Genomic DNA, 23,729 nt, shown 5'->3' on the forward strand with positions numbered 1-23,729 from the left:
CAGATCGTTACTTGAGGTTTCCTTGAGGTTCTGTAGTCTGGGACACGTTTTTCGGTCACCGTGCGGTCCTCGGCCCCGGCGGCGCCGGGGCGGGCGGGGCGTGTCACACTCGGTCCATGCGCGTGTACCTCGGCTCCGATCATGCCGGTCTCGAACTGAAGAACCACCTCGTCGAGTGGCTCAAGGCCGCCGGGCACGAGCCCGTCGACTGCGGCCCCCACATCTACGACGCCCAGGACGACTACCCGCCGTTCTGCCTCCGCGCCGCCGAGCGCACCGTGGCGGACCCGGGCTCCCTCGGCATCGTCATCGGCGGCTCCGGCAACGGCGAGCAGATCGCCGCGAACAAGGTCGCCGGCGTGCGAGCCGCCCTCGCCTGGAGCGAGGAGACCGCCTCCCTCGGCCGGCAGCACAACGACGCCAACGTGGTCGCCGTCGGCGCCCGCATGCACACCGAGGACGAGGCGACGAAGTTCGTCGAGACGTTCATCAACACCCCGTTCTCCGGGGACGAGCGCCACGTCCGCCGCATCAAGATGCTCGCGGAGTACGAGACCACCCGGGAACTGCCTCCGATCCCGGCGCACCACCCGCAGCAGCCGTAGGACCGCAGCGCCGTCCGGGGCCCGGCACGCCGGGCCCCGAAACGCAGAACCCGCAGGAGGACCCGTGCCCGAGGGGCACACCATTCACCGGCTCGCCGCGGACTACCTCGGGGCGTTCGGGGGCGGGGCCGCCCGCGTCAGCAGCCCCCAGGGCACGTTCGGCGACGCCGCGGCCCTCCTCGACGGCGCGGCCCTGACCACCGCGGAAGCCCACGGCAAGCACCTCTTCCTCGGCTTCCGCGACGCGGACTGGGTGCACATCCACCTCGGCCTCTTCGGCAAGGTCGGCTTCGGCGCCACGCCCGCCCCGCCGCCCACCGGCACCGTCCGGCTGCGCCTGGTGAACGACACCGCGCACGTCGATCTGCGCGGCCCCACCACCTGCGCCCTGATCACCGGCGACGAGAAGGACGCGATACACGCCCGGCTCGGTCCCGACCCGCTGCGCCCCGACGCCGACCCCGCGTCCGCCTACCGCCGGATCTCCCGCAGCCGCACGACGATCGCCGCGCTGCTGATGGACCAGAAGGTCATCGCGGGCGTCGGCAACGTCTACCGCGCCGAGATCCTCTTCCGGCACGGCATCGACCCGTACCGCGCCGGGAAGGACCTCCGGCCGGCGGAGTGGGACGCGCTCTGGTCCGACCTGGTGGACCTCATGCGCGAGGGAGTCCGCACCAACCGCATCGACACGGTGCGCCCGGAGCACACGCCCGAGGCCATGGGCCGTCCGCCGCGCGTGGACGACCACGGGGGCGAGGTCTACGTGTACCGCAGGGCCGGGCTGCCCTGTCATCTCTGCGGCGGCGAGATCCGCACCGCCGGCCTCGCCGCCCGCAACCTGTTCTGGTGCCCGGACTGCCAGCGGACCTGATCGCCGGGCGAGCGGATCGGCCGCGGAGCGTGCCCCGCACCCCGCCCCGCACCCGCCGCCCAGCCGTCCTGCCCCGCCGGTCTGCCGCCCCGCACCCGCCGGCCCGCCGCCCCGCCGGTGAGCCGGGCCGGCCGGTCGCCGGGGTCGGGACCGGCCGGCCCGGGCCGCCTCCGGGGAGCCGCGCCCTGAGGCCCGCCGGCCTGCCGCGACCCGCTGCCGTCCGTCAGAACCCGTGCGGCAGCCACGGGGCCCGTGGCGACGCGAACGCCGTCGACGCCTCCGCCAGCGCCCCTTGGCGCACCTCCCGCACCCGGCCGGCCGCGGCCAGCGAGACGAGCGACACCCCGCCCAGATAGGCCGCGCCCAACTCCCTTGCCGACAGGGCGAGATCGGGCCCGTCCTCGGTCCGCACGCAGGACGCGCCCTTGCCGTTCCCGGTGAGCCGCCAACGCCCCGCGTTCCAGGGGCAGAAGGCGTCCTCGACCTCCAGCACCACGTCCACCGGCGTCTGGTAGGTCCGGGCCTCCAGCGCGGCCCCCACCGAGACGAGCCGCACGTGCAGCCCGTCCTTCATCCGCACCCGGCACCGCCGGATGTCGGAGACCAGATGCTGCCAGTCCTCGTCCACCGGACGGCCCCGGGTGCGCAGCGACGTCGTCAGGTCGATGTCGAACAGGAACCGCCACAGCGCGGCCCGCGTGGCCGGATCGACCCCCTCCAGATCCTCCAGCCGCACCACGCCGTCGTGCCCCGCCGGACTCCAGCCCGGCTTGACCCGGAAGCGCGCGTACCCCGTGGCGGAGCCGTCGCGCTCGGCGACCACGCACTGCAGCGGAGACGCCCCGTCGCGCTCGCCCTCCGGGTCCAGCACCTGGACCCGCTCCCAGCCGGGCTGCCGGGCCAGCATCCCCGGACGCTCCGGCACGATCCGCGCGTACACCTCCTCGCACGCGCCGAGGGCGTCGCCCGGAGCGGCGTACCGCAGCCGTACGTCGTCCGTCCCGGGCGGTACGGACAGCCGCACCCGGCCGGTGTCGATCTCCGCGTTGATCTGGAGGGTGCCGATGCCGTAACCGAACCGGCCGTAGATCGCCGGTTCCGACGCGGTCAGCACGGCGAGCGGCTCCCCCGCCGCCCGCACGTCGTCCAGCTGCCGGCGCATCATCGCGGTCAGCACCCCGCGCCGCCGGTGCGTCGCCGCCACACTCACCATCGTCACCCCGGCCGCCGGAACGCCGGCGCCTCCGGGGACGGTGACGTGAAAGGAGAAGGCGCCCGCCGTACCCACGCACTCCGCGCCGTCCCACACGCCGAGCGAACGGTCGTACTCTGTGAGCGCGTTCCACAGTTCGCGCTCCTCGGACGACTCCGCCACACCCCCGAACGCGCGGATCAGGTTCTCGTACCACTTGTCCCAGTCGGCCTGCCGGAGCACCCGGACGTCAGTCGTCATAGCCCATGCCTACCAGGGCAATGCGGTACGAGCGAGGGAATTTCGCCCGGTGCCGAGCCCCCCGAGCGGAACGAGTCGGTGAAGTTCGCTGTGAAGTTGAGCGCTCGGACGGGGGACAAGTGGGACCTCCCGTGCCAAGCACCTGGTCCGATGGATAGGGTCCCGGACTAATGGCAGCAGGACGAGAGCGGCGCTCGGAAGCCGATACGTTCGCGGCCCGGGTGAGGAAGCTGTGGCACCGGGCCCGCACAGCGCTGCGCCGATCCGCCGTGGACTACTTCCGCGGCGACGGCTCCGACTGGATCGCGCTCGCCGGCCTGCTCGTCACGATCCCCGTGATCACCGCGACCACCCTGGTCAACTCGGTGTGGTGCACCCCCGCCGTCCTCGTCCTGCCGATCGTCGCCGGCGGACTGCTGCTGCGCCCCGCGAGCCTGCTCGGCCTCTACGCGGCCGCCGCCACCGCGCTGATCGTCGAGTCCGTGAAACTCGGCCCGTACACCGAGGGCCCCTCCCGGGTCACCCCCGGCGTCGTCCTGGTCGTGGCGGCCTGCGGCTTCTTCGGCCTGCTGATCGCGCAGTTCCGCAGCCGGGTCGGCGTGCCGTGGCGGCGCGGCGGCACCATGCTCTTCGACCTGCGCGAACGCATCCGGGTCCAGAGCAAGCTGCCGCAACTCCCGGTGGGCTGGCACCGCGAGATGGCTCTGCGCCCCGCGGGCGGCCAGTCGTTCTCCGGCGACTTCGTCGTGGCCGCCCGCACGAACGGCGGCCGGACCCTCGAAGTCGTCCTGACCGACGTCTCCGGCAAGGGGATGGACGCCGGCTCCCGCGCCCTGCTGCTGTCCGGCGCCTTCGGCGGCCTGCTCGGCTCGCTCCCGCCGCACGCCTTCCTGCCCGCGGCCAACGGCTACCTGCTGCGCCAGGACTGGGACGAGGGCTTCGCCACCTCGATCCACCTGGTGCTCGACCTCGACTCCGGGGACTACGAGCTCTTCTCCGCCGGGCACCCGCCGGGCCTCCAGCTCAGCGCGGGCAGCGGGCGCTGGGAGGAGAAGGTGGCCGAGGGCCCGCTCCTCGGCGTGTACGACGGCGCGCAGTTCGACCCGGTGAAAGGCTCCCTGCGGGCCGGGGACGTGCTGATGCTGTTCACCGACGGTCTGGTCGAGACCGCCGACCGGGACATCGTCGAAGGCATCGACCGGCTCACCGGCGAGGCGGACCGCTACGTCGCCGGAGGGTTCCACGGCGCCGCCTGGCACCTCATCGAAGCCGTCGCCAAGGACGTCAACGACGACCGGGCGCTGCTGCTGATCTGCCGCGAGGGTCTCGCCGGGAGCCGCTGACCCTCCTTGCCGGCCCGGGCGGCACGTCTCCCGGACATCACGGTTTTCCGCGAGGGGGCGGCAACGGGAGGACCCGGGGTGACACTGGGCGGGTGACGCAACCTCTCCTGACCCTCGCCGAAGTCGAGGCGATCGCCCGCTCGGCGCACGCGGCCCAGACCGACAAGGCCGGCCGTCCCTACGCCGAACACCTCCAGGCGGTGGCGGACGGTGTCCGCGAACGCGGCGGGAACGACGACCAGATCGCGGCGGCCTGGCTGCACGACGCGGTCGAGGACGACGCCCTGTCGCAGGAGTGGCTGGCCGAGGCGGCGCTGAGCGCCCGGACCAAGGACATCGTGCGGGCGCTCACCAAGCAGGACGGCGAGTCCCCGGAGTCCTACGCGGGCCGCATCCGCTCCACCCGGGGCGCCCTGCTCGTCAAGGCGTCCGACCTGGCGCACAACGCCGACCCGGTCCGCCTCGCGGTCCTCGACGAGCACACCCGGGCCCGGCTGACGAAGAAGTACGCGCTGATGCGCTCCCTGCTCGGACTCCCGCCCGGCTGAACGGCCTTGCGCCGTCCCGGCCCGCCCGCGGCGCCCCGGCTCCGGGGACGGCTCCCTCCGCGCCCCATGCGTGAGGGCGGGCCCGGGATCACCCCGGGCCCGCCCTCACCCTGCTCCTCGACGCGACCGCCGGCCGTACGCCGGGCCGGTCCGGCCCGCGCCGTCCCCCTACGCGCCGGCCTTGGCCCGTTCCCGGGCCCGTTCGGCCGCGTCCTGCTTGAAGGCCCACTCCATCTTCGGCTCCATGGCGAAACGGAACATCCGCTGGACGGGCTTGGTGCACAGCACGGTGATCAGGGCCGCGGCGAGGACGGTCACGAAGACCTCGCCGGCGGGGGACTGCACCCAGCCGTGGTCCAGCCAGTTCCACTGACGGGAGGCCCGGATCACGAAGCCGTGCAGCAGGTAGCCGTACAGCGTGCCCGCGCCGAGCGCGGTGAACCAGTGGTGCCGGCCCGGCACCCAGGCGAAGAAGGACGCGGTGAGCAGCAGCGAGCAGCCGAACAGCGCCAGCGTCATGACGACACCCGCCCACCACGGAGCGCCCAACTCCTGCGCGGCGTCGCGGTGGTAGAACCAGGAGTCGTTCATCCGGGGGGCCGCCCAGTAGCCCACGACCAGCGCGGCGGCGACCACCGGCACCGACAGCACGCGCACCGAGCGGCGGCGCACCATCTGGAAGTGCTCCGGCTTCATGACCAGGCCGAGCACGAAGAACGGCAGGAACTGCAGCACCCGTTGGAGATCGAGGTCGTTGCCGATCTCCGGCGAGACGCAGGCGAGGGCGGCGAGGCCGAGCGCCAGCGGAACGGGCCAGCGGACCAGCCGCCACAGCGGAGCCGTCAGACGCCAGATGAACAGCGCGACCAGGAACCAGGTGAGGTACCAGGGATCGAGCAGGCTGATCGTCTGGTCGCTGTTTCCCCCGACATAGCGGTCGTACAGGGAATAAGCGGTCTCGAAGAGGATGTACGGGACGACGACGCCGGTGACGAGCCGCTTCAGGCGGTCGGGGCGCATGTCGAAGTTCCGCGAGAAGTAGCCGGAGATGATGATGAAGGCCGGCATGTGGAAGCCGTAGACGATCACGTACAGGGCGTCGACGGTGCGGCTCTGCCCCTTCATCGGCTCCCAGGTGTGCCCCATGGCCACGAGCACGATCGCCAGGTACTTGGCGTTGTCGAAGAAGGCGTCGCGGCCCTTGGCGGGCTTGGCGCCCTGCTCAGGGGCGTCGGCCGCCGGGGCGGTCGCGGCGGGAGCCGGGGAGGAGTGCCCGCCGTCGGCCCCGTCCTGCGGCCGGACCGCCGGAGGGAGGGGCGACCCGGTGCGGCCCCGGGGTCGGAGTGTGTCGGTCACAGGCCCTCCCGCCACGATCGTCCGGGGGCGGTCCTGAGCCTCGCTGCGCGTACGGGAGACGTGGCGTCGTGGGACATCTGAGGCACCCTAGCGTTCTCTGTCGTTCTCGTAAAACCATCGATCTCATTCCTGCTTATCGCCTGCGTCTACCCCCGATTTGACGATGTGTGCCTGCGGTTTCGCGCAAGATCGCGTATGTCGATTCCCCTGACGCGTACGGGCGTTCTGTCCGCCTTCATGCCAACTAAAGGGTGCATAACGCCCGCGGGCGACTCTGGTGATATGTCCGGTTGATTGGTTTTTACTTACCCGTCGTTGCCGGTCGAGGTGTGCCCGTGGCAACAATTCGAATTACCTGCGAACAGGGTGTGTGGACATGGCAATGACCCCTATTGGATTTCCGCGCGCGAGCCGTTCAATTGCCGTACGGCCGCGCGGGGTCGGCTCCCGGCGCGCGGCCCCGCGCGCGTGCTCGGTCCCGGCGGCCGGCGACTCCCCGGCCGCCTGCCGGATCCGCCCTCGGTCAACGATGCGTCACCCGCCGCATACGAGCGGCCGGTTGGTGGCACGATGGTTCTGGCGGGGGTGTGCGGGGCGGCACCTCCGGGCCGGGAGAGCGGACCGACCGTAGGGTGTGATCAGTTGTGGCCATTTCGCTGTCAGTGGTGCTGCTGTTGGCGATCGTCCTCGTGGTGCTGATCCGAGGAGGATCGATCAAGGCCGGACCCGCCATCGTGGCGGTGCTCTTCGGCTTCTTCCTGGCGTCGACCGGCATGGCCCCGTCCATCCAGCGGTTCCTCAACTCGATAGCGGAGACGATCAACTCGATCAGCTTCTGAGCGCGCTCCGCCGCCGGTCCCACAGGCCGCTCACCGGCCGGTATGCGTAGAGTGTCCCGCTATGGACGATGTGATGGCGGCGGTCGTGATGACCGGGCACGGCGGCCCCGAGATGCTGGAGGTCCGCCGCGACTGGCCGGTGCCCGAGCCCGGGCCGGGACAGGTCCGCGTCCGGGTCACGGCGGCGGCGGTGAACAACACCGACATCTGGACCCGCGAGGGCGCGTACGGCAGTCCGGGCGACCCCGACGCCGTCTCCGGATGGCTCGGCCCGATCGCGTGCCCCCGCATCCAGGGCGGTGACGTCGCGGGCGTGGTCACCGCCCTCGGCGAGGGCAGCCCCCAGGCCCTGCTGGGGCGCCGTGTGCTGGTGGACCCCGGCCTCTACCCGGACGCGAGCGACAACAGGCCGCCCACCGGGTTCATGGGCAGCGAGGCCGACGGCGGTTTCGCCGAGTACGTGGTCGTCGACGCGGACCACGCGCACGACGTGACCGACAGCCCGCTCACCGACGACCAGCTCGCCTGCCTGCCCGTCGCCTACGGCACGGCCACCGGCATGCTGGACCGCGCCGGGGTCCGCTCCGGCGAGCGGGTCCTCGTCACGGGCGCCTCCGGAGGAGTCGGCCTGGCCCTCGTCCAGCTCGGCGCCGCACGCGGTGCCGAGGTCGTGGCCGTCACGAGCCGGGCCAACGAGGAGGAGGTCCGCAGGGCCGGTGCGGCCCACGTACTCCTGCGGGACGCCGAGGAGTTGGCCGCGCAGGCGGCGGCGGTCGCACCGGACGGGCTGGACGTGGTCGCGGACGTCGTCGGCGGCCCGCTGATCGACGCCCTGATGCCGCTGCTGCGCGACGACGGGCGCTGGGTCATCGCGGGGGCGGTAGCCGGCCGGGTCGTCCGGTTCGACCTGCGGCGCCTGTACCTGCACAACATCAGCCTCATCGGGTCCTCGATGCACACCCGCGCCCACTTCGCGACGCTGGTCGAGGCCGCCCGCGCCGGGGTCCTCGCCCCGCGGATCGCCGCCCGCTTCCCGCTCACCGCGCTGCACGAGGCCCAGCAGGCCTTCGCGAGCACACGCGACGCCGGGAAGATCGTCATCCAGGTCTCCGAGGCGGGCGCCTCCGCGTCCTGACGCCGCCGCGCGCCAGGCCCCTTCGGCCGCCGCACCCGGTGCCGCCGTACGGCACCCGGCCCGACCCCCGCGCCGACCGGGCCGCCGGTGGCCCGGGGAGGGGCAGGGGGGGTCCGCGGGGCCCGGCGGGCACACCGCGGGCGCGGGGGACGGATCGGAGCCCCCGGACACGACGAAGGCCAGGCGGAGGAATCGTCCTCCGGCCTGGCCTTGTGCCGTGTGGAGCGGGCGACGGGAATCGAACCCGCGTAGCTAGTTTGGAAGACTAGGGCTCTACCATTGAGCTACGCCCGCACAGGCGCACCGCAGGTCGGCGACCGCGGCACTGGATGCATCGTAGCGGGTCGGCGCCGGTGGGCGCACACCCCGTTCCGGCTCCTGCGCGCCGCCGTGCCGGACCGGCGGAATGCGGCGGCCGTACCGCATGCGGGCATGTACCCTACGTGTCGCACCGACGGGGTGTGGCGCAGCTTGGTAGCGCGTCCGCTTTGGGAGCGGAAGGCCGTGGGTTCAAATCCCGCCACCCCGACCACCGGCAGAACCGGCCGGGGTCCTGCCCCGGCAAGATCACCTTTTGGGGCGTGTACCGCCTGCGGTTACTATGCAAGCTGCGTGCCCGTATGTCTGCAGTGTTACGTCTCTCAAGGGCCGCACATCCTGCCCGAGGCTCTGCCCGACCGGCAGAAGCACGCAGCAGAACCCCCAAGAAGTCAGCCACAAGGAGACCGAACCGTGAAGAGCGCCGTGGAGACCCTGAACCCGACCCGGGTTCGGCTCACTGTCGAGGTGCCCTTCGAGGAGCTCAAGGACAGCCTCGACGCGGCGTACAAGAAGATCAACCAGCAGGTCACGGTGAAGGGGTTCCGGAAGGGCAAGATCCCGGCGCGCGTCATCGACCAGCGGTTCGGTCGCGGCGCCGTGCTCGAAGAGGCCGTCAACGACGCGCTCCCGAAGTTCTACACCGAAGCGGTCAACGAGGCTGAGCTGAACGTCCTCGGACAGCCCGAGGTCGACATCACCGAGCTGAAGGACGGCGAGACGCTGAACTTCACCGCCGAGGTCGACGTCCGTCCCGCCATCGAGATCCCGGACTACTCCGGCATCGAGGTCGAGGTCGACGCCGTCGAGGTGAGCGACGAGGACGTCGAGAAGGCCGTGTCCGACCTGCGTGAGCGTTTCGCCTCGACCTCCCCGGTCGAGCGCGCCGCCCAGGACGGCGACGTCGTCACCATCGACCTGGAGGCCAAGGTCGACGGCGAGGTGCTGGAGGACGGCATCGCCAGCGGTGTCTCCTACACCATCGGCTCGGGCGAGCTGCTCGACGGCATCGACGAGGCCGTGACCGGCCTGGAGGCCGGCGGCGAGGCGACCTTCACCTCCGAGCTGAAGGGCGGCTCCGCCACCGGCAAGGAGGCCGAGGTCACCGTCAAGGTCACCCAGGTCGCCGCCCGTGAACTGCCCGAGCTGGACGACGAGTTCGCGCAGCTCGCCTCCGAGTTCGACACCCTCGAGGAGCTGACGGCCGACAGCCGCAAGCGCCTGGAGAACATGAAGCAGTACGACCAGGCCACGCAGGCCCAGGAGCGCGTCCTGGAGAAGCTGCTGGAGCTCGTCGAGGTGCCCGTCCCCGAGAAGCTGCTCGAGGACGAGATCAACACCCGCAAGCACAACCTGGAGCACCACCAGCTCGGCCAGATGGGCCTCGACCTCGCGAAGTACCTGGAGATCCAGGGCAAGAGCGAGGAGGAGTTCGACGCCGAGACCAAGGAAGCCGCGGTCAAGGGCATCAAGACGCAGTTCGTGCTCGACGAGCTCGTCAACAAGGAGAAGCTGAACGTCAACCAGGAGGAGCTCACCGAGCACCTCATGCGGCGCGCGCAGTCCTCCGGCATGTCCCCGGACCAGTTCGCCCAGGCCGTCGTCGAAGGCGGCCAGGTCCCGATGCTGGTCGGCGAGGTCGCCCGCGGCAAGGCCCTCGCGGTCGTCGTCGAGGCCGCCACGGTCAAGGACACCAACGGCGAGGTCGTCGACCTCGACGACGAGGACGAGACGGACGAGACGGCCGAGACCGTCGAGGCCGCCACCGAGGCCGAGGCCGAGGACAAGCCCGAGGCCTGATCACCTCTTCTTGTACGCCGGTAGCCGATGGGCCCCGGAGACCGCCCGGTCTCCGGGGCCCATCGGCGTATCCGGGGCGCGCGGAAAGGCCCCGGGTACGCCCCCGTCGCGCCCCCTGGCCGGGACCCCGGCCGCGGACGCGCCGGCGGAGCCCGCCTCCCGCCCCCCCCGCGGGCCCTGGCGACCCCTCGGGGGACGAGGGCGACTCCCTGGTCGGACCGGCGCCGCGCATGCGCTCACAGCGAACAGTTCCCTCTGCGGGATTCCCCGGAGGGACCCGCGCGTTAGGGTCCATGAATACGAGGGCAGGGGAGTCCCCGAAGCCGCCCGCGGCGGTGTGAAGCACCGGGGTCCCACGCCCCCAGCAGAAGACGTGAGACGGCCCGGCGCCGTCGTAAGACGAGCAGGTGGATACGTGACGAATCTGATGCCCACAGCTGCCGGCGACCCCATCGGTGGTGGCCTCGGCGACCAGGTCTACAACCGACTGCTCGGCGAGCGCATCATCTTCCTCGGCCAGGCGGTCGACGACGACATCGCCAACAAGATCACGGCGCAGCTGCTCCTCCTTGCCTCCGACCCGGACAAGGACATCTACCTCTACATCAACAGCCCCGGCGGCTCGATCACGGCCGGCATGGCGATCTACGACACCATGCAGTACATCAAGAACGACGTGGTGACGATCGCGATGGGCATGGCGGCCTCGATGGGCCAGTTCCTGCTCAGCGCGGGCACGCCCGGCAAGCGCTTCGCGCTGCCGAACGCCGAGATCCTGATCCACCAGCCGTCCGCCGGCCTCGCCGGTTCCGCCTCGGACATCAAGATCCACGCCGAGCGCCTGCTGCACACGAAGAAGCGGATGGCGGAGCTCACCGCCTTCCACACCGGTCAGACCGTCGAGCAGATCACGCGCGACTCGGACCGCGACCGCTGGTTCGACCCGATCGAGGCCAAGGAGTACGGCCTCATCGACGACATCATGCCCACCGCTGCCGGCATGCCGGGCGGCGGCGGCACCGGGGCGGCGTAAGCCCCTCCAGCGCCCCCGTGGGCGGCGCAGGACCCCTCCGCCGCTCCCCGGCGGCCCAGGGCCCGGCGCGGCCCGCAGCCGACCGCTCAGCCCTTTTCAGGCTTTTCAGGAGACACAGTGAACGACTTCCCCGGCAGCGGCCTCTACGCCCGCACGGAGGCCGAGTACACCGGTCCTCGTGCGGAGTCCCGCTACGTCATCCCGCGCTTCGTCGAGCGCACCTCGCAGGGCGTGCGCGAGTACGACCCCTACGCGAAGCTGTTCGAGGAGCGCGTGATCTTCCTCGGCGTGCAGATCGACGACGCCTCCGCCAACGACGTCATGGCGCAGCTGCTGTGCCTGGAGTCGATGGACCCCGACCGTGACATCTCGGTCTACATCAACAGCCCCGGCGGCTCGTTCACGGCCCTCACGGCCATCTACGACACGATGCAGTTCGTGAAGCCGGACATCCAGACGGTCTGCATGGGCCAGGCCGCGTCGGCCGCCGCGATCCTGCTCGCCGCCGGAACCCCCGGCAAGCGCATGGCGCTGCCGAACGCGCGCGTGCTGATCCACCAGCCCTACAGCGAGACCGGCCGCGGCCAGGTCTCGGACCTGGAGATCGCCGCCAACGAGATCCTCCGGATGCGCTCGCAGCTGGAGGACATGCTGGCCAAGCACTCGACCACGCCGATCGAGAAGATCCGCGAGGACATCGAGCGCGACAAGATCCTCACGGCTGAGGACGCGCTGTCGTACGGCCTGATCGACCAGATCATCTCCACCCGGAAGATGAACAACTCGGCGGTTGTCTGACGTACCGCTGTATCGTCTGCCGTTCCCCGGCGCGGTTCGCTGCGAAGCGAACCGCGCCAAGGGGGGCCCGAACGAGGGGCTCGGCAAGGTACCGTCGGACATAAGGCAGCACCAGGAGCCGCCGAACCCAGGCGACTCCCAGGCGAAGGGGAAGCACACCGTGGCACGCATCGGTGACGGCGGCGATCTGCTCAAGTGCTCGTTCTGTGGCAAGAGCCAGAAGCAGGTCAAGAAGCTCATCGCAGGCCCCGGTGTGTACATCTGCGACGAGTGCATCGATCTCTGCAACGAGATCATCGAGGAAGAACTCGCGGAGACGAGCGAGGTGCGCTGGGAGGAACTCCCCAAGCCCCGCGAGATCTACGAGTTCCTCGAGGGCTACGTGGTCGGTCAGGAGTCCGCCAAGAAGGCGCTCTCCGTCGCGGTGTACAACCACTACAAGCGGGTCCAGGCCGGCGAGAACAGCACGGGCCAGAACCGCGAGGACGCCATCGAGTTGGCGAAGTCCAACATCCTGCTGCTGGGCCCCACCGGCTCCGGCAAGACGCTCCTCGCGCAGACCCTCGCCCGCATGCTGAACGTCCCGTTCGCCATCGCCGACGCGACGGCGCTGACGGAGGCGGGCTACGTCGGCGAGGACGTCGAGAACATCCTCCTGAAGCTCATCCAGGCGGCCGACTACGACGTCAAGAAGGCCGAGACCGGGATCATCTACATCGACGAGATCGACAAGGTGGCCCGCAAGAGCGAGAACCCGTCGATCACGCGCGACGTGTCCGGCGAGGGCGTCCAGCAGGCCCTGCTCAAGATCCTCGAAGGCACCACGGCCTCGGTTCCTCCGCAGGGCGGACGCAAGCACCCGCACCAGGAGTTCATCCAGATCGACACGACGAACGTCCTGTTCATCGTGGGCGGTGCCTTCGCCGGCCTGGAGAAGCTCATCGAGTCCCGGGCGGGCGCCAAGGGCATCGGCTTCGGCGCGACGATCCGCTCGAAGCGGGAGCTGGAGTCCAAGGACCAGTTCGAGGACGTCATGCCGGAGGACCTGGTCAAGTTCGGCATGATCCCCGAGTTCATCGGCCGCCTGCCGGTCATCACCTCGGTGCACAACCTCGACCGCGAGGCGCTCCTGCAGATCCTCGTCGAGCCGCGCAACGCCCTGGTCAAGCAGTACCAGCGCCTCTTCGAACTCGACGGCGTGGAGCTGGACTTCGAGCGTGAGGCGCTGGAGGCCATCGCCGACCAGGCGATCCTGCGGCAGACCGGCGCACGCGGTCTGCGCGCCATCATGGAGGAAGTCCTCCAGGCCGTGATGTACGAGGTCCCGTCCCGCAAGGACGTCGCCCGCGTCGTCATCACCGCCGACGTCGTCCTGTCGAACGTCAACCCGACGCTCATCCCGCGGGACGCGCGGCGCGGGGGGCCGGGGGAGCAGAAGACGGCCTGACGGGCCGCCCACCACGAGAAGAGGGGCGCCCGGCGACACAAGTCGCCGGGCGCCCCTCTTCGTTGCCCCGCGCCCCGCTTCTCCGGGACGAACGCGCGGACGGGCACGGCGACCGAGTCCCCGCCTGGCGAACCCGGCACGTTCACGACCGAGGCGCCCCGCGGAATCCGCGGAGCGCCTCTTCGTTCGCGGTCGTCCGGCGAACCGGTCAGATCTTGACGCGGATGTCCTTGCGCAGAGCCGCGGTCACCTTGGCGGACTCGTCCATGCTCACGCCCTGGCCGCCCTCGGCGGCCACACCGAAGCCGAGCGTGCTGTAGTCGGCCCACATGCACATGTACTGGGTGTCGGTCTTGCCGGTCGCCCGGTTGGGCGCCTTCGCCTGCTGGCACTTCATGATGGCGCCGTCGAGACCGGCCGGGCTCACCGACTGGGGGTCCCCGACGAACTCGATCTTGTTGGTGGAGCTCTTGGACGAGTCCTTCTTGATGTTGGCGAACGCGGCGTCGAGCGCGGACTCCGGATCCTTCACCTTGCCGTAGAGGCCGGAGAACGTCACGGCCTTCGATCCGGCGATGGCCGTGGGGTCTTTCAGCGTGTCCGGGTCGGAGAGGTCGATCGTGGAGTAGATGGCGTCCACCGACTTCGCGCCGGTGATACCGCTGGCGGCCAGGTCCTTCGCGTCGCCGGAGGAGGGGGCCTGCGGTCCGCGATCGCCGCCCATGCGCTGGTACTCGCCGTTGATCACCTTGGCCGGGGTCGTCAGCTTGTGCGGGCCGTCGTCGGCCACGCTCGAACCGCCGCCGCCCCCGCCGATCGCGAAGTACACGCCCACCGCGACCGCCGCCACCACCGCGACACCGCCGATGATCAGGCCCGTCCTCTTGCCGCCGCCGGACGGTGCGGGCGGCATCGGGACGGTGGTGTAGGGCGGCTGCTGGCCGTAGGCGGGCTGCTGGCCGTAGGGAGGGGTCTGCGGCTGGCCGGCCTGCTGCGGGTAGCCGTAGCCGGGCTGCGCCGGAGGGGCCTGCTGCGGGTAGCCGTACCCCGGCTGCGGCGCCTGCTGCGGCGCTTGCTGGGGCGGCTGGCCGTAGGGGCCCGGCTGACCGTAGGGCCCGGGCTGTGGGGGCTGCCCGCCGCCCGGCTGACCGTACGGACCGGGCTGCTGGGGCTGCCCGCCGTACGGGCCGGGCTGGTTGAAGCTCATTCCTGGGTTCCCCTCCAGATGCTTATGTGTTCCTGACATCCTGGCGCACCGGGCGCGCGGCGGGGTCTGCGGGGGTGGCACCGTTACGAAGTAATCCCGTTTCGGGACACGGGTGTGACGCCCCTAAACTGACCCCGTGACCGAGAACTCTCAGCAGCCGCCAGCAGCCCCCACCTCCGACCTGCCGACCCAGTACGCGCCGGCCGACGTAGAGGGGCCGCTGTACGAGCGCTGGGTGGAACGGGGTTACTTCGCCGCCGACGCGAAGAGCGACAAGCCCGCGTACACCATCGTCATCCCGCCGCCGAACGTCACGGGCTCGCTGCACCTGGGGCACGCCTTCCAGCACACGCTCATGGACGCGCTGACCCGCCGCAAGCGCATGCAGGGCTACGAGTCGCTGTGGCTGCCGGGCATGGACCACGCCGGTATCGCGACGCAGAACAAGGTCGAGCAGCAGCTCGCCGAAGAGGGCAAGTCGCGGCAGGACCTGGGGCGCGAGGAGTTCGTCGAGCGCGTCTGGCAGTGGAAGGAGGAGTACGGCGGCAAGATCCTCGGCCAGATGCGGCGCCTGGGCGACGGCGTCGACTGGGACCGCGAGCGGTTCACCATGGACGAGGGCCTCTCCCAGGCCGTCCAGACCATCTTCAAGCGGCTCTTCGACGACGAGCTGATCTACCGCGCCGAGCGCATCATCAACTGGTGCCCCCGCTGCCTGACGGCGATCTCGGACATCGAGGTCGAGTACCAGGAGGACGACGGCGAACTCGTCTCCATCACCTACGGGGAGGGCGAGGAGACCCTGGTGGTCGCCACCACCCGTGCCGAGACGATGCTCGGCGACACCGCGGTCGCCGTCCACCCCGACGACGAGCGCTACCGGCACCTGGTCGGCAAGCACATCAAGCTCCCGCTGACGAACCGCACCATTCCGGTCGTCGCGGACACCCACGTCGACCCCGAGTTCGGGACGGGCGCCGTCAAGGTCACCCCCGCCCACGACCCGAACGACTTCGCGATCGGCCGGCGCCACGGCCTGGAGTCGATCACCGTCATGGACGAGCGGGCCGTCATCACCGTCCACGGCCCCTTCCAGGGACTCGACCGCTTCGAGGCGCGCAGCGCGATCGTCGCGGCGCTGCGCTCGCAGGGCCGGATCGTCACCGAGAAGCGCCCCTACGTCCACTCGGTGGGCCACTGCTCGCGGTGCCGGACCACCGTCGAGCCCCGCCTGTCGATGCAGTGGTGGGTCAAGGTCGCCCCGCTCGCCCAGGCGGCCGGCGACGCCGTCCGCGACGGCCGGGTCTCCATCCACCCCGCCGAGATGTCGAAGCGCTACTTCGACTGGGTCGACAACATGCACGACTGGTGCATCTCGCGGCAGTTGTGGTGGGGCCACCGCATCCCCGTCTGGTACGGCCCCGAGGGCGAGGTCGTCTGCGTCGGCCCCGACGAGGAGCCGCCGGGCACCGAGGCCGAGGGCTGGAAGCAGGACACCGACGTCCTCGACACCTGGTTCTCCTCCGGCCTGTGGCCGTTCTCCACGCTGGGCTGGCCGGAGCGGACCCCGGACCTGGAGAAGTTCTACCCGACCGACGTCCTGCTCACCGGCCACGACATCATCTTCTTCTGGGTCGCCCGGATGATGATGTTCGGCCTCTACGCGATGGACGGCGAGGCGCCCTTCAAGACCATCGCCCTCACCGGCCTGGTCCGTGACGAGCGCGGCAAGAAGATGTCGAAGTCCTTCGGCAACGTCGTGGACCCGCTCGACTGGATGGACAAGTACGGCTCCGACGCCGTCCGCTTCACCCTCGCCCGCGGCGCCAACCCCGGTACGGACGTGCCGATCGGCGAGGACTGGGTCCAGGCCTCGCGCAACTTCGCGAACAAGATCTGGAACGCCACCCGGTTCGCGCTGATGAACGGCGCGACCGTCGAGGGCGAACTCCCGCCCGCCGAGGCGCTGTCGGCCACCGACCGGTGGATTCTGTCCCGGCTGAACGAGACCGTCGCCGAAGTCGACGCGTTCTACGAGGACTTCCAGTTCGCCAAGCTGTCGGACGCGCTGTACCACTTCGCCTGGGACGAGGTCTTCGACTGGTACGTCGAGCTGTCCAAGACGACGTTCATGGCGGGCGGCGAGCCCGCGAAGGTCTCCGGGCGGGTCCTCGGCGAGGTCCTCGACGTCACGCTGCGACTGCTCCACCCGATCGTGCCGTTCGTCACGGACACGCTCTGGACGACGCTCACCGGCGGCGAGTCCGTGGTCGTCGCCGAGTGGCCGAGGGACAGCGGCTTCCGGGACACCGCCGCCGAGCGGGAGATCGAGGCGCTCCAGTCGGTGATCACCGAGGTCCGCCGCTTCCGCGCCGACCAGGGTCTCCAGCCCGGTCAGCGGGTCCCGGCCCGGCTGACCCTCGACGGCACCGCGCTCGCCCCGCACGAGGCCGCCATCCGCCAGTTGCTGCGGCTCCAGCCGGAGGGCGAGAGCTTCGCGGCCACGGCGACCCTCCCGGTCGGCGGTGCCACGGTCGCGCTCGACCTGTCGGGCACGATCGACGTCGCCGCCGAGCGCAAGCGGCTCGCCAAGGACCTCGCCGCCGCCGAGAAGGAGAAGGCGCAGGCCAACGCCAAGCTCGGCAACGAGGCGTTCCTCGCCAAGGCACCCGATCAGGTGGTGGACAAGATCCGCACCCGGCTGGCCAAGGCCGACGAGGACATCGCCCGCATCCAGGAGCAGCTGACCCGCCTCCCCGCGGCGTAGCCACCCGCCCCGCGCCACGAAGGCCCCCGGACCACCCGGTCCCGGGGCCTTCGCCGTGCCGGGGCGGACAGGGCGAAACCCCCACACGCCCACCCACCCCGCCGCCTCCGTAGACTGGCACCGTGAGCGACCTCCCCCCGCACGACAGCAGCGCGCCCGACGATCCGGAGCGTGATCCGCTCGGTCTCTTCGAGGAGATCGTCGAGGCCGAGACCGAGCGCGACCCCGACCTCGCGGTGATCGAGGCGGGCAGCCGTACCCTGCGCGCCCAGGGGGGCGGAGGCCGCCAGGCCGACGTACCCGCGCGTCCCGCCGACCCCGAGGTCGACAAGGCGCTGCGCGAGGTGGAGGCGGAGCTGGCCGGCCGCTGGGGCGAGACCAAGCTGGAGCCGTCCGTCAGCCGGATCGCGGCGCTGATGGACGTCCTCGGGGAGCCGCAGCGCGCCTACCCTTCGATCCACATCACCGGCACGAACGGCAAGACCTCCACGGCCCGCATGATCGAGGCGCTGCTGGGCGCCTTCGAGCTGCGCACCGGGCGCTACACCAGTCCGCACGTCCAGTCGGTCACCGAGCGGATCAGCCTGGACGGGGCGCCCGTCTCCGCCGAGCGGTTCATCGAGACGTACCACGACATCAAGCCGTACGTGGAGATGGTCGACGCCGCGCAGGAGCACCGGCTGTCGTTCTTCGAGGTGCTGACCGGCATGGCCTACGCGGCCTTCGCGGACACCCCGGTGGACGTGGCCGTCGTCGAGGTCGGCATGGGCGGCAGCTGGGACGCCACGAACGTGATCGACGGCGACGTGGCCGTCGTGACCCCCATCGACCTCGACCACACCGACCGGCTGGGCGGCACGCCCGGCGAGATCGCGGTGGAGAAGGCGGGGATCGTCAAGCAGGACGCGACGGTGATCCTCGCCCAGCAGCCGGTCGACGCGGCCCAGGTCCTGCTGAAGAAGGCCGTGGAGGTCGACGCGACGGTGGCCCGCGAGGGCCTGGAGTTCGGCGTCGCCGCACGGCAGGTCGCGGTGGGCGGGCAGCTGCTCACGCTGCGCGGTCTCGGTGGCACGTACGAGGAGGTGTTCCTGCCGCTGCACGGCGCCTACCAGGCGCACAACGCGGCGGTGGCGCTCGCCGCGGTCGAGGCGTTCTTCGGCGTGGGCTCGGCGCACGCCGAGAAGCTGGACATCGACACCGTGCGCAAGGCGTTCGCCTCCGTGACCTCCCCGGGGCGGCTGGAGATCGTGCGCAGGTCGCCGACGGTGGTGCTCGACGCCGCCCACAACCCGGCGGGCGCCCGCGCCACCGCCGAGGCGGTGAGCGAGGTGTTCGACTTCAGCCGGCTGATCGGGGTCGTCGGCGCGAGCGGCGACAAGAACGTGCGGGAGCTGCTGGAGGCCTTCGAGCCGATCTTCGCCGAGGTCGTCGTCACGCAGAACTCCAGCCACCGCGCGATGGACGCGGACACGCTGGCCGCGATCGCCGTCGAGGTCTTCGGCGACGACCGCGTGCAGGTCGAGCCGCGGCTCGACGACGCGCTGGAGGCCGCGATCACGCTCGCCGAGGAAGAGGGCGAGTACGCGGGCGGCGGCGTGCTGGTCACCGGATCCGTCATCACGGTCGGCGAGGCCCGGCTGCTCCTGGGGAGGGGCTGACTGTCGTGCGCACGCTCTGTGCTTCCACCCTGATCGGCGAGTTCTTCGTCATCGGCTTCGCCGGACTCGTCGCGATGAAGGACCCGGCCCTGTCCACGGGCACGGTCTGGACGGTCTGCGGCGTCCTGATGGCGCTGAGCGTGCTGCTGTGCGGCATGATCACCCGGCCCGGCGGGGTCCAGCTGGGCTGGGCGCTGCAGATCCTGCTGATCGCGGGCGGCTTCTTCGTCCCGTCCATGTTCGTGCTCGGTGCCGCCTTCGCGGCCCTGTGGTGGGCCTCGGTCCACTTCGGACGCACGATCGACGAGGCCAAGGCCCGGTTCGCCGCGCAGGCGGAGTCGGCCGAGCGGGCACCGGAGGACGGCGAGGCCCCGGCCGGGCCCCGGTCCGAGGGCCCGGCCCAGCCGCGGGCCGCGGGCGGCACACCGGCTTGATCCGGCCCCGGGCCGGTGGACGCCGATGCCGCCGGTCCGCCGCCGCGACCGGCGCAGGCGTGCCCGACCGGCGGCTCGCGGGCGCGTCCGGCCGGGGCACCCGGCCGGAGAGGGGTCCGTCGTGCGGGGCGCCGACCATGCCTGCCCCGGCACGGAGGGGCGGCGCTGACCCCGTGGGGCGTGTCGCGAGAGTCCTTCGTTCGCCCGGAGGCGGGAGGAGGGCACCTCGCAACCCGCCCTAGCAGCTGACGCTGCGTGACAGCGCCCCCGACACGCCCTGTAGCCTCGGGTCACCCGCACATGCGTGACCCGAAGGAGCCACCCCGTGAGCCAGCGCACCCTCGTCCTCCTCAAGCCCGACGCCGTCCGGCGCGGCCTGACCGGCGAGATCATCAGCCGTATCGAGCGGAAGGCCGGCTGGCAGATCACCGCGCTGGAGCTGCGGACCCTGGACCAGGACACGCTGGAGCAGCACTACGGCGAGCACAAGGGCAAGCCCTTCTACGAGCCGCTGGTGGACTTCATGGCCTCCGGGCCGGTCGTGGCGCTGATCGTCGAGGGCGAGCGGGTCATCGAGGGCGTGCGCGCCCTCGCCGGTCCGACCGACCCGATCGCCGCCGCCCCCGGCTCCATCCGGGGTGACTACGGCGTGATCGTCCGCGAGAACCTGATCCACGCCTCGGACTCCGAGGAGTCCGCCGAGCGCGAGGTGAAGATCTTCTTCCCGGGCCGCGCCTGAGCGTCGAAATCGAGGGCCCGCCGCCGCCCGTGGAGGCTCCCGCCGGAGGATCGGCGGGAGCCGGAGCGCGGCGCGCGGTGCATTTTCGGAGAAATTTTCTGAGGGGGCGTCAGCCCTTTCGGGGGTGCCTGACCTGGGGCGGCCGTGAAAAAATCGGCCGTCCCGTGGCATATGCACGCCGATCGGGGGAACGCGTGCCCCTGTTGGCCCGTCTCCAGGAGCGGGGCGGCCCATCATCTGCTGACAATGGCGAAGACCCTCGCGCAGTGTTCGGGAAGGCGCGTCTACGATGGAGCCCTTCACGTCACTGCACCCACCTCGCCGTCCTAAACAGCCGTCAAAGCTCCACTTGGGAAGGCCAGACGAATCCTGATGGGGAACTCAATGTCGTTCATCGGCCGTGACATGGCTGTCGACCTCGGGACCGCCAACACGCTGGTGTACGTCAGGGGTCGCGGGATCGTACTCAACGAGCCGTCCGTCGTCGCGATCAACACCAACACCGGTGGCATCCTCGCGGTCGGCGCCGAAGCGAAGAAGATGATCGGGCGGACGCCGGGCAACATCGTTGCCGTGCGCCCGCTGAAGGACGGTGTGATCGCCGACTTCGAGATCACCGAGCGCATGCTCCGCTACTTCATCCTGAAGATCCACAAGCGGCGCTACCTCGCCCGTCCCCGTGTCGTCGTCTGTGTGCCCTCCGGCATCACGGGCGTCGAGCGCCGTGCCGTCATCGAGGCGTCGTCCCAGGCCGGCGCCCGCCAGGTGCACATCATCGAGGAGCCCATGGCCGCCGCCATCGGCTCCGGCCTGCCGGTCCACGAGGCCACGGGCAACATGGTGGTGGACATCGGCGGCGGCACCACGGAGGTCGCGGTCATCTCGCTCGGCGGCATCGTCACCGCCCAGTCCATCCGCGTCGCGGGCGACGAGCTGGACAACGCGATCATCCAGCACATCAAGAAGGAGTACAGCCTCCTTCTCGGTGAGCGGACGGCCGAGCAGATCAAGATCACGATCGGTTCGGCGTACGACCTCGACACTGACGAGCACACCGAAATCCGCGGCCGGGACCTCGTGTCCGGCCTGCCCAAGACGGTCGTCATCTCCGCGGCGGAGGTCCGCAAGGCGATCGAGGAGCCGGTCAACGCCATCGTCGACGCCGTGAAGACGACGCTCGACAAGTGCCCGCCCGAGCTCTCCGGCGACGTGATGGACCGCGGAATCGTTCTGACCGGCGGCGGAGCCCTGCTGCGCGGCCTCGACGAGCGGCTCCGCCGGGAGACCGGCATGCCCATCCACATCGCGGAGGACCCGCTCGACAGCGTTGCCCTCGGCTCCGGCAAGTGCGTCGAGGAGTTCGAGGCACTCCAGCAGGTCCTGGATGCGCAGCCGCGCAGATGACGTAACACTTCGATTCCGCCGTACGGGACGACCCCTTCTCGTACGGCGGATCGTTGGCGTGGAGGCATAAACTCCTGCGACAGACAGACATAACCTCTCTCATATCGCCCACCCCGTCCGCCACTCCATCCCCCCAGCCTCACCGCACCCGCGGGCCCGCTTCTCGCCCGGGGTGCGCCCCTGTTGAACCATTCCGACGAGGAAGGCACGGCCGCCGCACGTGAGGGACACACGAGAGAGCCGGCTGCTCCTGGTGCTGCTGATCGCCATCGCGTTCGCACTGATCACGGTGGACATCCGCGGCGGGCAGGACTCACCGGTCGACGGTGCCCGCCAGGCCGCCGCGACGGTCTTCGGCCCGATCGAGAACGGGGTGTCGTCCGCGGTCGACCCCGTCGGCAACGCCGTCGCCGCGATCCGCGACTCCGGCGACCGCCACGACCGCGTCGCCCAACTGGAGCACGACAACGCGGCGTTGAAGGCGAAACTCGGCAGCGACGACCGCAACCGCAGCCGCCTCAAGCAGCTCGACAAGATGATCAGGGTCGCGGGCGAGGGCCAGTACGGCATCAAGGGCGCCGAAGTGATCGCCATAGGAGCGGCCCAGGGCTTCTCCTGGACCGTCACCATCGACGTCGGCGCCCGCGAGGGCATCGAGCGCGACATGACGGTCCTCAACGGCGACGGCCTCGTCGGCCGCGTCACCACCGTCGGCCCGGACACCGCCACCGTCCTGCTGGCCAACGACCCCGACTTCACCGTCGGCACCCGCATGGAGTCCAGCGACGAACTCGGCTTCGCCTCCGGCCAGGGCGACAGCCCGCTGCGCGTCGAACTGCTCAACGCCAAGGCGAAGATCAAGAAGGGCGACCGGCTGGTCACCTTCGGATCGCAGGCCGACAAGCCGTTCGTCCCCGGCGTCCCCGTCGGCGTCGTCTCCCGGGTCGACCCCTCCGGCGGCGACCTGACCCGCACGGTCTACGTCAAACCGTTCGTGTCGTTCACCCGGCTCGACATCCTCGGCGTCGTCGTCACCGCCCCGAAGAGCGACCCGCGCGACACCGTGCTCCCCGCCAAACCCAAGCCCACGCCCACGCCGACCGTCACCGTCACGGTCACCCCCTCGGCGAACGCCCCCGTCGACGGCCAGCAGTAGCAGGAGGAGCCGAATCCCATGCGTCTCAACAGGATGCTGCTCTCCGTCACCCTGGTGGTCGTCGCCCTGGTGATCCAGGTGAGCGTCCTCGCCCGGCTCCACCTCCCGGGGGCCGTCCCCGACCTGGTGCTGCTGACCGTGATCGCCCTCGCCATGGTCTACGGACACGTCGGCGGCGCGCTCATCGGCTTCGGCGCCGGACTGCTCTCCGACGTCGTCCCGCCCGCCGACCACGCCGCCGGGCGCTACGCCCTCGTGCTCTGCGTCATCGGCTACTGCGCCGGCCTCGTCAAACCCGAGAACGGCCGCCTGAAGTCGGCCACCGCGCCGATGGCCGTGGTCGTCGTCGCCGCGATCGGCTCCACCCTGCTCTACGCCGGAGTCGGCGCCCTCGTCGGCGACACCGCCGCCCGCCACGTGGGACTCACCAGCCTGCTGTTCACGGCGGCCCTCTACGACCTGCTGCTCGCGCCGTTCGTCGTCCCCGTCGTGATGGCACTCGCCCGGCGCGCCGAGAACGACCCGCTCGCGGAGGCCGGTTCGTCCGCCCCCGGCGGCGACGTCGCCACCGGCTGGCCGTCCTCCGGCACCGGTCTGCGCATCGGGGGCCAGCGCGGCGGACTGCGCGTGAAGGCCGCCAAGGCGCGGGTCGCCCGCGCCGGACGCATCAAGGGGGTGAAGCGCCTGTGAGGACCCCGGGCAGATCGGCCCGGCCCTCTTCCGGGGCGCCGCGCGCAGCACGGAACGTGGCCGGTCGGGGGCTCGCCCCGCACAGCTTCGCCGTGTACTCGTATGTCACATACACGCACTGAGAG

The 23,729-nt window shown here is 71.0% G+C and carries 20 protein-coding genes and 2 tRNA genes; 18 read left to right on the forward strand and 4 right to left on the reverse strand.

Annotated elements, in window-relative coordinates; translation table 11 throughout:
- Positions 1-116 precede the first annotated feature (116 nt).
- Together ACGFS9_RS08050 and ACGFS9_RS08055 are read left to right on the forward strand one after the other, a co-directional pair.
- On the forward strand, positions 117-605 hold the full coding sequence (locus ACGFS9_RS08050) for a ribose-5-phosphate isomerase (protein ID WP_393251497.1): 489 nt from the start codon (positions 117-119) through the stop codon (positions 603-605).
- A gap of 64 nt (positions 606-669) precedes the next feature.
- On the forward strand, positions 670-1,479 hold the full coding sequence (locus ACGFS9_RS08055; protein WP_393251498.1) for an Fpg/Nei family DNA glycosylase: 810 nt from the start codon (positions 670-672) through the stop codon (positions 1,477-1,479).
- Positions 1,480-1,702: 223 nt separating this feature from the next.
- Here the strand turns inward: ACGFS9_RS08055 and ACGFS9_RS08060 are convergent, their stop codons facing one another.
- Entirely contained in the window at positions 1,703-2,932 is a 1,230-nt protein-coding gene (locus ACGFS9_RS08060) for a GNAT family N-acetyltransferase (RefSeq protein WP_393251499.1), read from the reverse strand.
- A gap of 170 nt (positions 2,933-3,102) precedes the next feature.
- Between ACGFS9_RS08060 and ACGFS9_RS08065 the strand changes: the two genes are divergently transcribed.
- Both ACGFS9_RS08065 and ACGFS9_RS08070 read left to right on the forward strand, forming a co-directional pair.
- Positions 3,103-4,275 carry a PP2C family protein-serine/threonine phosphatase gene (locus ACGFS9_RS08065; protein ID WP_393251500.1) on the forward strand — a complete coding sequence of 391 codons (1,173 nt, stop codon included), beginning with the start codon at positions 3,103-3,105 and terminating at the stop codon, positions 4,273-4,275.
- 92 nt (positions 4,276-4,367) lie between these two features.
- The gene (locus ACGFS9_RS08070; protein ID WP_393251501.1) at positions 4,368-4,823 is read left to right on the forward strand and encodes an HD domain-containing protein; all 456 of its coding nucleotides are present in this window, start codon (positions 4,368-4,370) and stop codon (positions 4,821-4,823) included.
- A gap of 168 nt (positions 4,824-4,991) precedes the next feature.
- Here ACGFS9_RS08070 and ACGFS9_RS08075 read toward each other — a convergent pair whose 3' ends face one another.
- Positions 4,992-6,179: an acyltransferase family protein gene (locus ACGFS9_RS08075; RefSeq protein ID WP_393251502.1), complete on the reverse strand. Its 1,188-nt coding sequence runs from the start codon at positions 6,177-6,179 to the stop codon at positions 4,992-4,994.
- A 644-nt stretch (positions 6,180-6,823) separates the two neighbouring features.
- On the opposite strand from ACGFS9_RS08075, the gene ACGFS9_RS08080 reads away from it, so the two are divergent.
- Positions 6,824-7,018, forward strand: a complete 195-nt coding sequence (locus tag ACGFS9_RS08080) for a hypothetical protein (protein ID WP_393251503.1) — start codon at positions 6,824-6,826, stop codon at positions 7,016-7,018.
- Positions 7,019-7,079: 61 nt separating this feature from the next.
- Positions 7,080-8,153: a zinc-binding dehydrogenase gene (locus tag ACGFS9_RS08085; protein ID WP_393251504.1), complete on the forward strand. Its 1,074-nt coding sequence runs from the start codon at positions 7,080-7,082 to the stop codon at positions 8,151-8,153.
- Positions 8,154-8,373: 220 nt separating this feature from the next.
- Here the strand turns inward: ACGFS9_RS08085 and ACGFS9_RS08090 are convergent.
- Positions 8,374-8,447 (reverse strand) — tRNA-Gly (locus tag ACGFS9_RS08090).
- A 161-nt stretch (positions 8,448-8,608) separates the two neighbouring features.
- Between ACGFS9_RS08090 and ACGFS9_RS08095 the strand changes: the two genes are divergently transcribed.
- The 5 genes from ACGFS9_RS08095 (at position 8,609) to clpX (ending at position 13,549) form a co-directional block, all read left to right on the forward strand.
- Positions 8,609-8,685, forward strand: a tRNA-Pro gene (locus ACGFS9_RS08095).
- Between the two features lie 200 nt (positions 8,686-8,885).
- Positions 8,886-10,271 carry a trigger factor gene (tig, locus tag ACGFS9_RS08100; protein ID WP_393251505.1) on the forward strand — a complete coding sequence of 462 codons (1,386 nt, stop codon included), beginning with the start codon at positions 8,886-8,888 and terminating at the stop codon, positions 10,269-10,271.
- Between the two features lie 427 nt (positions 10,272-10,698).
- The gene (locus tag ACGFS9_RS08105; protein ID WP_393251649.1) at positions 10,699-11,304 is read left to right on the forward strand and encodes an ATP-dependent Clp protease proteolytic subunit; all 606 of its coding nucleotides are present in this window, start codon (positions 10,699-10,701) and stop codon (positions 11,302-11,304) included.
- A gap of 117 nt (positions 11,305-11,421) precedes the next feature.
- The gene (locus ACGFS9_RS08110) at positions 11,422-12,102 is read left to right on the forward strand and encodes an ATP-dependent Clp protease proteolytic subunit (protein ID WP_393251506.1); all 681 of its coding nucleotides are present in this window, start codon (positions 11,422-11,424) and stop codon (positions 12,100-12,102) included.
- Positions 12,103-12,262: 160 nt separating this feature from the next.
- Complete coding sequence (gene clpX, locus ACGFS9_RS08115) at positions 12,263-13,549, forward strand: ATP-dependent Clp protease ATP-binding subunit ClpX (RefSeq protein WP_366703279.1); 1,287 nt, start codon at positions 12,263-12,265, stop codon at positions 13,547-13,549.
- A gap of 208 nt (positions 13,550-13,757) precedes the next feature.
- Here clpX and ACGFS9_RS08120 read toward each other — a convergent pair whose 3' ends face one another.
- Positions 13,758-14,756 carry a hypothetical protein gene (locus ACGFS9_RS08120; RefSeq protein ID WP_393251507.1) on the reverse strand — a complete coding sequence of 333 codons (999 nt, stop codon included), beginning with the start codon at positions 14,754-14,756 and terminating at the stop codon, positions 13,758-13,760.
- A gap of 136 nt (positions 14,757-14,892) precedes the next feature.
- On the opposite strand from ACGFS9_RS08120, the gene ACGFS9_RS08125 reads away from it, so the two are divergent.
- The 7 genes from ACGFS9_RS08125 (at position 14,893) to mreD (ending at position 23,604) form a co-directional block, all read left to right on the forward strand.
- Positions 14,893-17,523, forward strand: coding sequence for a valine--tRNA ligase (locus ACGFS9_RS08125; RefSeq protein WP_393251508.1), 2,631 nt, complete (start codon positions 14,893-14,895; stop codon positions 17,521-17,523).
- 122 nt (positions 17,524-17,645) lie between these two features.
- Positions 17,646-19,181: a bifunctional folylpolyglutamate synthase/dihydrofolate synthase gene (locus ACGFS9_RS08130; RefSeq protein WP_393251509.1), complete on the forward strand. Its 1,536-nt coding sequence runs from the start codon at positions 17,646-17,648 to the stop codon at positions 19,179-19,181.
- Between the two features lie 5 nt (positions 19,182-19,186).
- Positions 19,187-19,615 carry a DUF4233 domain-containing protein gene (locus ACGFS9_RS08135; protein WP_393251510.1) on the forward strand — a complete coding sequence of 143 codons (429 nt, stop codon included), beginning with the start codon at positions 19,187-19,189 and terminating at the stop codon, positions 19,613-19,615.
- 325 nt (positions 19,616-19,940) lie between these two features.
- On the forward strand, positions 19,941-20,354 hold the full coding sequence (gene ndk / locus ACGFS9_RS08140) for a nucleoside-diphosphate kinase (protein ID WP_393251511.1): 414 nt from the start codon (positions 19,941-19,943) through the stop codon (positions 20,352-20,354).
- A 384-nt stretch (positions 20,355-20,738) separates the two neighbouring features.
- A complete protein-coding gene (locus tag ACGFS9_RS08145; protein WP_081217257.1) occupies positions 20,739-21,758 on the forward strand; it encodes a rod shape-determining protein in 1,020 nt (339 codons plus the stop codon).
- A 220-nt stretch (positions 21,759-21,978) separates the two neighbouring features.
- Positions 21,979-22,914 carry a rod shape-determining protein MreC gene (gene mreC, locus ACGFS9_RS08150; RefSeq protein WP_393251512.1) on the forward strand — a complete coding sequence of 312 codons (936 nt, stop codon included), beginning with the start codon at positions 21,979-21,981 and terminating at the stop codon, positions 22,912-22,914.
- Positions 22,915-22,932: 18 nt separating this feature from the next.
- Entirely contained in the window at positions 22,933-23,604 is a 672-nt protein-coding gene (gene mreD / locus ACGFS9_RS08155; RefSeq protein ID WP_393251513.1) for a rod shape-determining protein MreD, read from the forward strand.
- The last annotated feature ends 125 nt before the right edge of the window (positions 23,605-23,729 follow it).

The sequence above is a fragment of the Streptomyces sp. NPDC048566 genome, assembly GCF_043199735.1.
Lineage (GTDB): Bacteria > Actinomycetota > Actinomycetes > Streptomycetales > Streptomycetaceae > Streptomyces.